The sequence below is a fragment of the Limnothrix sp. PR1529 genome (assembly GCF_002742025.1).
In the GTDB taxonomy this organism is placed as follows: Bacteria; Cyanobacteriota; Cyanobacteriia; order CACIAM-69d; family CACIAM-69d; genus CACIAM-69d.
Window position 1 is genome coordinate 1 of record NZ_LIRO01000109.1, and the last position, 8,956, is coordinate 8,956.

15 protein-coding genes are annotated in these 8,956 nt (G+C 56.5%); 13 read left to right on the forward strand and 2 right to left on the reverse strand.

Features of this window, described 5'->3' with window-relative positions; genetic code table 11:
• Window positions 1–242: 242 nt before the first annotated feature.
• The 13 genes from AMR42_RS15240 to AMR42_RS20630 all read left to right on the forward strand — a co-directional run bounded on the left by AMR42_RS15240 (window position 243) and on the right by AMR42_RS20630 (window position 8,533).
• On the forward strand, window positions 243–1,058 hold the full coding sequence (locus tag AMR42_RS15240) for a hypothetical protein (protein WP_099534516.1): 816 nt from the start codon (window positions 243–245) through the stop codon (window positions 1,056–1,058).
• Window positions 1,059–1,128: 70 nt separating this feature from the next.
• The gene (locus AMR42_RS15245; protein ID WP_099534517.1) at window positions 1,129–1,368 is read left to right on the forward strand and encodes a hypothetical protein; all 240 of its coding nucleotides are present in this window, start codon (window positions 1,129–1,131) and stop codon (window positions 1,366–1,368) included.
• 327 nt (window positions 1,369–1,695) lie between these two features.
• Window positions 1,696–2,562 (forward strand): hypothetical protein, encoded by an 867-nt coding sequence (locus AMR42_RS15250; RefSeq protein ID WP_158234504.1) that lies wholly within the window; start codon window positions 1,696–1,698, stop codon window positions 2,560–2,562.
• A complete protein-coding gene (locus AMR42_RS15255; RefSeq protein ID WP_099534519.1) occupies window positions 2,559–2,852 on the forward strand; it encodes a hypothetical protein in 294 nt (97 codons plus the stop codon). Before AMR42_RS15250 ends, AMR42_RS15255 begins: the two co-directional genes overlap by 4 nt.
• Window positions 2,842–3,240, forward strand: a complete 399-nt coding sequence (locus AMR42_RS15260; protein ID WP_099534520.1) for a hypothetical protein — start codon at window positions 2,842–2,844, stop codon at window positions 3,238–3,240. Before AMR42_RS15255 ends, AMR42_RS15260 begins: the two co-directional genes overlap by 11 nt.
• Window positions 3,241–3,257: 17 nt before the next feature.
• Window positions 3,258–3,674 (forward strand): hypothetical protein, encoded by a 417-nt coding sequence (locus AMR42_RS15265; protein ID WP_099534521.1) that lies wholly within the window; start codon window positions 3,258–3,260, stop codon window positions 3,672–3,674.
• On the forward strand, window positions 3,675–4,628 hold the full coding sequence (locus AMR42_RS15270) for an ATP-binding protein (RefSeq protein ID WP_099534522.1): 954 nt from the start codon (window positions 3,675–3,677) through the stop codon (window positions 4,626–4,628).
• A 180-nt stretch (window positions 4,629–4,808) separates the two neighbouring features.
• On the forward strand, window positions 4,809–5,030 hold the full coding sequence (locus AMR42_RS15275) for a hypothetical protein (protein WP_099534523.1): 222 nt from the start codon (window positions 4,809–4,811) through the stop codon (window positions 5,028–5,030).
• Window positions 5,031–5,267: 237 nt separating this feature from the next.
• A complete protein-coding gene (locus AMR42_RS15280; RefSeq protein WP_158234505.1) occupies window positions 5,268–6,248 on the forward strand; it encodes a metal-dependent hydrolase in 981 nt (326 codons plus the stop codon).
• Window position 6,249: 1 nt separating this feature from the next.
• On the forward strand, window positions 6,250–6,651 hold the full coding sequence (locus AMR42_RS15285; RefSeq protein WP_099534525.1) for a hypothetical protein: 402 nt from the start codon (window positions 6,250–6,252) through the stop codon (window positions 6,649–6,651).
• Window positions 6,644–7,588: a hypothetical protein gene (locus AMR42_RS15290; protein WP_143473131.1), complete on the forward strand. Its 945-nt coding sequence runs from the start codon at window positions 6,644–6,646 to the stop codon at window positions 7,586–7,588. Before AMR42_RS15285 ends, AMR42_RS15290 begins: the two co-directional genes overlap by 8 nt.
• Window positions 7,589–7,613: 25 nt before the next feature.
• Window positions 7,614–8,012 carry a hypothetical protein gene (locus AMR42_RS20625; protein WP_158234506.1) on the forward strand — a complete coding sequence of 133 codons (399 nt, stop codon included), beginning with the start codon at window positions 7,614–7,616 and terminating at the stop codon, window positions 8,010–8,012.
• A 131-nt stretch (window positions 8,013–8,143) separates the two neighbouring features.
• Window positions 8,144–8,533, forward strand: coding sequence for a thermonuclease family protein (locus AMR42_RS20630; RefSeq protein ID WP_158234507.1), 390 nt, complete (start codon window positions 8,144–8,146; stop codon window positions 8,531–8,533).
• A 37-nt stretch (window positions 8,534–8,570) separates the two neighbouring features.
• Here the strand turns inward: AMR42_RS20630 and AMR42_RS15300 are convergent, their stop codons facing one another.
• The gene (locus AMR42_RS15300; protein WP_099534528.1) at window positions 8,571–8,765 is read right to left on the reverse strand and encodes a hypothetical protein; all 195 of its coding nucleotides are present in this window, start codon (window positions 8,763–8,765) and stop codon (window positions 8,571–8,573) included.
• Window positions 8,731–8,956 (reverse strand): hypothetical protein (locus AMR42_RS21250; protein ID WP_234407034.1); only part of this gene is annotated, 226 nt, incomplete at its 5' end. The genes AMR42_RS21250 and AMR42_RS15300, both read right to left, overlap by 35 nt.

Below are 8,956 nucleotides of genomic sequence, written 5' to 3' on the forward strand. Positions count from 1 at the left end.
CACCCGCCCAACGCCAGGAGCGATCGCACCACCGCCCGCGCGTAAGCCGATCGAGTGGCAAGACCTACGGCGAGATTGCTTAGATCTGGCCAGGATTTACGCCGGTTGCTACCGCGCAGCGCGATCGCAAATGCCGCCAGATGCACCGATTGAAGCAGTCCAATCATGCGCCAGCTCAGTTTGGATCGCCCTATCGCGCCGTCACCATTTCGAGTCTGACCTTTACCCAATTCCAACAAGCGATGACTAAGACTAAGACTAAGATTTATGGCTTCCCGAAATACTTCTGTGATTTCTTTTTTGGAACCCAAAAAGAGGCGGAAGAATACGCAGCTTTGACCAATGCCCAGGTTGTTGAAGAGCGTAATAGCTGGGGAATTACGCCCTCAATTTCCTACGATTGGTATGCCTTGCCGCCTGACCACCTGCGGGCACACCTTGACAGGAATCACAACTTTGAGAGGATGCGACCATTTCCAATTTTGGAGGCTGAAGTTGAGATCCTGGGAGAATTTGAAGCGGATTTCCCTAACGGAATTTGTCTACTAGCTAACAGCAATTGGACTTTTAAGAAGTCCTGTCGAATTGCAAGGACTTTTAACTCGCCAGAGGAGTTAGAAATCAGCCGAGCAATGATCGACGCACCAAAGCTATCGGACACAGCAAGCCGCCTGATCAACGACTACCTAGGCGCAGACGGTGGAGAACTGATTGGAGTAACGCTAGAGCAAATCGCTTTGATCGACTCTTGCAGCTCCGAAAAAATCCTGACCAGCAACAGCCATCCTTACTCAGGAGACCAGATCGACAAGCACCATTGTCAGCTCAAAAACGGCGAGACTTTAACGCTGTTTGTAAAATCCTGCGGCTATTTTGAGGGCTATTCCTGGCAGGCTTTCACCTCAAAATCGGAAGCCTTTAAAGAGCTACGCGCCGAGCTGAGGGCAAGGGCTAAGGCTGACTGGACGGCTCTAGAGTGCTGGGAATGCGGGGCAACCTACACAGAGCCGGGACACGTTGAACCGGGACAAATGGGCTGCGATCGCTGCAATAGCTAATGAGATAACCACTATCTATAGCGCCGTCCTAATATAGTGGGATGGCGCTATAGCGTTTAGGAGAGATGGAATGCTGCAAAAGGAAATCAACCGCAGGCTTAAAACACTGAATTGGACTAAGTACCGTTTCGGGCAGGCACTCTTAGCATTGCGTGGCCAGAGCGATCGCCCCGTAACCGCCGTTTCTAACCAGGTCACCAAACTGTGTGACCCCAATTCAAAGGTGGAATTTTGGGTAGCTGAACAAGCAATAAAAGCCCTAGGCGGTGAGCTGCAAATCGTTTGGAAGGACGAAAGCGGGCAGGTTTGACCGACTGGAAGCCAGCGCTAGAAATTTGGTGGACTGTATCAGAAATTGCAAGCGCAATTAACCGAACAAATCAATATGTTATTGACCGGATCAAAGGACGGCAACAGCCTAAGCTAGCCGCCAAAAACGTCGAAGGACGCTGGTTTATCCGGGATTCGGACGCTCGCAATTTTGTAAAAGACCACCGAATTTAGACGCTCCCTAAAGTGATTAAATGGGGGAAACTGAGTGCTTTTTTTAGCAGGCTGGTTTGGCTAAACCAACGAATCAAGCAACAAAAAAAGCTCCTTGGCGGGAGCTTCTGAATCATTTTTTTGGAAATTCATGATGGCACAAATTCTAGCTCACCAGCGCCTAACCGCCGAGGATGTGCGGTGGCAGTGGCTAAACGGGCTATTGACCCCAAGCGGATACGTTTACAACCTGATCCGCGCCCAGCGTAAGGACGGCTGGAAATTTCGGATCGCCAACGTGGCCGCCTGGTGCAGGGAACACCAGATCAAACGCCCCACGTTCTACCGCGCGATCGCCCAATTGCGGGAAGCCAACCTATTGCACTTTGAAGTGATCGGCGCGATCGACCTTTGGATCAGGCCGCATGACCGTGCGATCGAGCCGATCGAGCCTGTGGAAAACACGGACGATCCAACCTGTCCAAATTTGGACACTCGGCCTCAAATTTGGACACCTGGCCTCAAATCTGGACACCCGGCCTCAAATCTGGACAGGGAAGCCCCTGAAACTCAGGCTCCTAGCGAGGTTGAAGAGTCTTACAGATCTATTACAGATCTCTCTCTCTCAGACCCTACCGCCCACCCTGAGAGAGATGAGGATTTGAACGATCGCCCGATCGCACCGTTTGACGAAATCGAATTTCGGGAATGGCTGAGAAAACGCGCGCAGAAGTTGCCGCGACCACCAGCATTTATCGAAGCGTGGATCGAAAAGGCTATAAAGCGCGAAGGCTATAAGCGCGAATTTTTGCAAGAAAAAGAGCGTCGGGAGTTGGCCAAAAATTCCGCCCCGGTGGAAACGCCAATTTTTCAAAATTTTCCACAGCCCACGCCGGAGGAGGCCCGCGCCGGAGCGATCGCACGTCTGACGGTTAAGTGGCAGCTCTACCCGAATCTAAGGCCGCAGATTGAGGCCGAATTAGCCGCCCTGGGAGCGGAAGCCCAGGAGGTGGAAGCATGAGCGGCTATAGCGGCCAAGCGCAGCACGTCATCGTGACCACCATCGCCCAGGTGTTGGGCAGCGTCCCCTATTTCGGCACGGCCACACCCGAGCAAATCAAGGAAATCAAGCGCCTATTGCGCGATCGCTATCCGTTCCAAGAGCGGAGCGGTTGGGCTTATCAGGTTTGGCTGAGAGAGCGCCGCAGGGCTTTGGCCCAAATCGGAGCAGTTACCGATCGCCCTGGTGGACAACCTGCGATCGCCCCTGGCCAGCTCAGTTTGTTCGGGGGGGCGAGCAATGCGGACTGAACGAATTGATGATCGGCGCGAGCAAATCTTGCTGGAGTGGGAGCCGGAAACGAGCGCCCCCGTCGAGCGAGCGATCGAGCAGCAGGGTTTGGAAGGATTGCAAGCCAGACTCTACCGACTAGAGCAATTGCCCACCGCCCCCCCGAACTGTTGGCTTGAGTGGTACACAGTGGAGCGCAAGTCAAAAGCGATTAAGAAAGGCGACAAACCGATCCAGGTCAAGCGATATCGGTATTTGCGGTTATGCACTGAGGTGGGCGATCGAATCACCCATAAACACATCGCCAAAGGACAAGAGCGCGAGTGGCTGGCCAGCATCGCAAACCGAAATGAAATCAAACGGGTTAAGGCTGCGATCGCCAAATTGCAAGGGCAAAATAGCGATTAACCGACTCGCTCGATCTTATGAAGCCCTGGCATCAATACACGCTCTCGGAAACCTGGGCGGTGATTGTGGATCACTGCCCAGTGAAATTTGACCCCACGGCGGCCCGCAATTTGGCCGCCTTTGCCTTCAGCGCGATCGCCACGCTGGCCCAAGGTGCGATCGCCCTGGCCTTGCCCCCGGCCCTGGAGCCGATCGCGCTCCCATCCTCAGAGCCGATCGCCCTTTTACCGGCCGCGCCGCCCGTACCGATTACCCCCCAGAACCAACCGCGCCGCCCATGGGCCACACGCACCGCCCAGCTCGATCGCGCGATTGCCGCCGCCTGGGAAGCAGGCCACACCACCTACGACGCGGCGATTGCGTTCGTGCGGGTCACGACTGGTAAGGGTTGCAGCCGCCGCGCGATCGCACGGTGGAAAGCGGCCCAAGCGTAGATGGCATTTATTCGGCGCTGGATGAAGGGCGATCGCGAATACCGCGCGATCGTCAAATCAGTGTGGAGCCGTGAGCGCAAACGCAGTGAGCAACAGGTTTTAAAGTGGCTCGGCAGGGTCGATCTACCGGCTGAAAAGTTTTTTCTCTCTAGCTCCTTAAGGGGCGATGAGGAAAAATTTCTGCTGGAGGCCGTGGAGCGCAGGCGATCGCTCCTGGTTCACGGTGAATGGGGCGTGGGCAAATCGTATCTAGCCCAGCGGTTGGCTCAGTTGATCCGTGATAGCGGCGGGCGATCGCACTATGAGCCGTGGTCAACTCCGGCCGGTGGGTTTGTGCGATCGGTGGCCGAGGCCGTGGGCGTGGAAACCGAGACCGAGGAAGGCAAGCGCCGAACCCAGGCCGAAATCTTGGGCGAAATTGGGCCCGCCCTGGTGGAGAGCCAGACCGTCCTACTCATCGACAAAGCGCACAACATCCCCGTGGCTGTGCGGAACTCGATCGAGCAATGGCTAGAGACCGGGGCCCAGATCTACCTATTCGCCACCACCCCGAAGCGGGCCGATATGTGGCTGAAGTTCCCGCGCTGGGAATTGCGACCATTTAGCCCTGAGCAGTCGATCAAACTGATTACGGCCGCGGCGGATCACCATCGGGTGCAGCTCGATCGCGATCGCGCGCGGGAGCTGGCAACGCTCGCAAACGGGAATCCACAGTTTTTGATCCGGTCAGTCCTGGAACATGACTTGGCGATTGAGTCACCAGCAGATCAAAACGAGTGGATCGATGGAACCCCGCTGGTGATTGCCGGGTTAGCCCTGCTCCTGGTGATTCGATACCTCGGCCAGGGCATGGGAGATCGCAACCTAATCATCATGGGCGGGATTGCCTCGGTGCTCATTCGGGTCACAGTCCTATGGACAGGCCGCGTAAGCAAGCGATCGAGCAAAGTTTGAATGCAAGATTACCCTTGTAAGGTTGCATTGGCTTTATCGATCCTTGCCCCGTAAGGGTTTTAAGGATTCTTACGCCCCTCAAATAAGCGTAAACACTCGTATACGGTCGTTTACGAAATCAAACGACAGCCACCAGAAACGGTACTGTTAAAGCGTAAACAGCGTTTACGAGCGTATACGATGGCTGCTAAAAAGACCGTCTCAACCCGCATCGATGAGGAGTGGTTCAGTGCGATCGAGCAAATTTGCCGGGAAACTGGCCAGGACTTTGCGGACTGGCTGAGAGATGCGATCGCCCTGAAGTTGGGCAGCGAGTCCCCCCAGCAGGCCCGCGCCCTGGTGGAGCGAGTGGAAGCCCTGGAAAAAAAGTTGCAGGGATTGGCTGGACTCTTGACCAGATAACAATCCCAACCGTAAAACTCAAACCGTTTACAGATGTAAACGAACGTATACCACCACCCGTAAACGACCGTTTACAATCGTCTACACTGCCCGATCGCCTCAGTTTGCGGAAGCTCTGCAAGCACCTGAAGGTAGGCGATCGCACCATCGCCAAGCATCGGGACGCGGGCACGCTGGAGCAGTGGACGCGCGAGACCCACGGCGAGGCCTGGCGGTTTAACGGAACGGATTACGACCGTGTTATCGACCACTCACCTACTGTTTAGCGGCACAATTTGCGCCCTGGCCTGGAGTGATCCGATCGCTGCGATCGTTGGGGGAGCTGCTGGGTTATTGCCCGACTTAGACACCCCGCGATCGCTGCCCGGTCGGATACTTGCGCCCATCAGTGCGATCGTTAGCCGTTGGGGGCATCGCCAGATCACCCACAGCTTGATCGGCTCCGGCGCGATCGCCCTGATTTCCGCCCCGGTTTTAGTTCTGGGGGGTAAGTGGTGGCTAGTGGTGCAGTTGGGCTATTTGTGCGGATGGCTACTAGATGCAGCGTCAAAATCTGGCGTACCCGCGCTCTATCCCAGCCCTAAGCGCCTGGTGTTCCCCTACGATCCGACCTTTCGCCTCACCACCGGATCGCCCACAGAGCGGTTATTTCAGGGCTTGCTCGTATTGATTGCGATCGCCACGCTGCAATCGATCGGCGATGGCGGGAGCCTGGCCAGTTTCCGAAACTTGCTGGCCACCGACCAGGGCGCGATCGAGCATTACCGAGAGGTGGGCAGCCAGCGCCGGGTATTTGTGGAGCTGGAGGCATTACACAAACTTGAGGCCCGCAAAATCTCAGGCCGGTTTGAAGTGATTGGAACCAACGCCACGGGCGATCGCCTCATCGTGCAACGCGGGCCCGAGCGTTACGCGATCGGGGAACAGCTCGATCCAAAGGTGGTGCGCGTGGTGGAAGGTGCGATCGCGCCGGTGTCGATCGCGCCGGTGCATATCCCCGACCCCGTGCCCCTGGCTGAAGTGATCCAGGTGATGGGACCAGGAACCGCGACGGGCCAGCTCACGAGCGACGAGGCGATCGCGATCGCCAAAGACCCGCGCCGATTTATGCCGGTGGTGGCAGAGGGGCAAACCTTGACCCTAACTTGCGCCCGTGCCGAGGATTTAAAACCCTTAGCAGAAGTTTGGGTTAGCGGTGATTTAGTAGTGAGAAAATAGCATGAAATTAATGATGATTACGGTTCATTGTAAAGAGTTTTGGGAAACTTCAATTGTTCATCTGCAAAGCGAAAAGAGTGAAGGAAGTTGTAGAATACTTTTCTCGAAAAAGGTTAGACAAATTGAGGAAGATTTTCTAAAGGCAGAAGTTAGCGCGGGTCTTTACCAAGTCAGAGGTTCAGTCTATGACACGCAGAGAGGCTTGCTCAAACTGAAGCTAGAAGATAAGTTTAGAATCCCCCATAGAGCTGAACACTGGCTTAGTATTGCGGCGGCTGGTTTATTGGCTGCAATATTTATAATTGTTGTGTTAGGAATTGGTTGGTTTATCCTCACAACTTGGCTAATTTATCCCGTTGTTTTTTTAATAGTTATTTTCTGGATTATTCAGAAATATGGTTAAACGTTTTTTGGCAGCATTAGCCGCGCCGTTGATTGGTTGCCAATCGATCGCACCATCACCACCAGCCCCGATCGCACCACCAGCACCACAGACCATCACCCTGGGAAGTGCCACGAGCGATCGCCCCAGGTTGCACACCATCGCCCTAACGCTGACCAGTCCGCAGGATCTCCGGGTCACGAGCGGGCAGGCGATCGCGCCGGGGCAAATTGTGGCCGATCGCACGGATGACCGAGAACGGCTGGAGGGGCAGATCGATCGCCTGAATTTGTCGCTATCCCAACTGCGATCGTTGCCCGCGCCCATGCTCGTAAAACCCCACCCCCCAGAACTACCCGCGCCCGATTTTCGGACAGAAATCGCCCAGGTTAGATCGGCAGAGTTGGGCCACCAGGAAGCCCTAGCCCAGTTAGCGATCGCCCAGGAGAGGCACGATCGCACGGTGGCCGCATTGCCCGATCCAGTCGTGGGCCAGCATGAGGCCGCCAAGTTGGCAGCCGCCCAACGCGCAGCCGATCGCGCCGGTGCAACGCTCGCCCAAGCACGGGCAAATCTGGCCGAAGCACAGACCGCCTACCAACGCGATCGCTATGCCCATGCCCAGGAGCTGGAGCGAAGCCGGTCAATGTGGCAAACGCAGCAGCTCCAATGGGCGCAACAACAACAGCAACGCCAGGGCGCGATCGCCCAAATCACCCAACAAATCAATCTGGCCCGCAATGAGCTTTCGCAGTTGGAAACGGTACGGAGTCCTTACGGTGGCACTGTTCGGCGTGTGCGTTGGCTGGAGCAAACCGATCGCAGCCTACGAGCCGAGTTATCGATCGAGTTGCATCGACAAGGCGATCGCCCAAAGTCTGGAAATCAGCGCAATCAACAGCAGGCTAGGGCAGACCGAAGGGGCGATCGCACAATCGCGGCGCACCGAGTGGACTGATTGGATCGACCCGAACCCGCTGAACGTGATCAGCAACATCATGGGCGGTGGCCGTGTGGGCCAGCGTCGCGACCGTAGGGCAGACCTGGCCACCCGTGCGATCGAATTGCAGGCCACCGCAGCTCGCCGCCAGGATGCGATCGCCCAAGAGTTACACCAGCTATTCGATCGCGCGGAAGACCTGGAGCGCTCGATCGCACTGGCTCAGGCTCAGGCCGCAGCCCACCGGCGACGGGTGGAGCTGGCCACAATCAGTTATCAGTTAGGAGACGGCAGCACGGAGGCAATGCAGCAGTTATGGCAGAGAACCGAGGAACTGGAGGCAGCAATCGCAGGTTTAGAAGTCCAGCGCGATCGAATCCGCACAACGCTCGATCGCCTCTGTGGCGACTTACCGCAGGAATCCCAATCGCCGCCGCCATAGTGGGGATTTGGTGGATGTGGCCCAAAAGTGGCCCAGGTGGCCCAACTGCGATCGCACGAGGGCCAGCAGCGATCGCACCCACGCCCGCGCCGGGGAATTGGTCGATCGAATCAGTCTCAGACGGCGACACAGTGCGAATCACAAACGGGCGAAACACTGAGAGGATAAGGCTTTGCGGAATTGACGCACCCGAGAAAGCCCAGGAGCGCGGCAAGGAAGCACGCGATCACCTGGTGGAATTGGTACGCGATCGCACGATCCGGCCCTACTTTGTGGAGCGGGACAAGTACGGCCGCCAGGTGGCCGAGTTGTTCGCGATCGACGAAACCGGCGAGGTTTTCGTTAATGAGGAAATGGCGCGATCGGGCTTGGCTTGGCACTATGCCCGATACTCTGGCAACTGTCCTAACCGAGATGCGATCGCAGCCGCGAGCGAATTGGCGATCGCCCAACGCGCCGGGGTGCATGGTGACGCGGGAGCGATCGCACCGTGGGAATGGCGCAGGCAGAATAAGCGATAAAATTGAGTCAGTGTATAAGCTCCGGGCGATCGGCTTCTCAGCGATCGCACCGGAATTTTTTTGACTGAATTTCGCCATCCTCAGAAACCAGCTCAAGCACCACATCATCTAAGCCTTCAGACTTAATCTCCTCATCCAGTTCCCAGAATTGCAACGTGCACCAGTATTCGAGGCGATCGCACTGGAGCGTATAGACGTTAAGCCACTGGTTCGGATTCAGAGTTATCAGCATGGTTCAGCTCGATCGCGCACCTCAGATCGTAACCGCTGCTCAGAATTAGGCTCGCCACATCCTCCCCCGCCCTGGCTTCCCCGCTGCGGTTGCCTTCGGCATTTTTAATTTGGGTCGCTCGCCCCGCTCGATCGCACGATCGGGCCCTCGGTTGCTCGCTCCCGCCCGCCCCCCGCCGCGCCGTCGTCCTC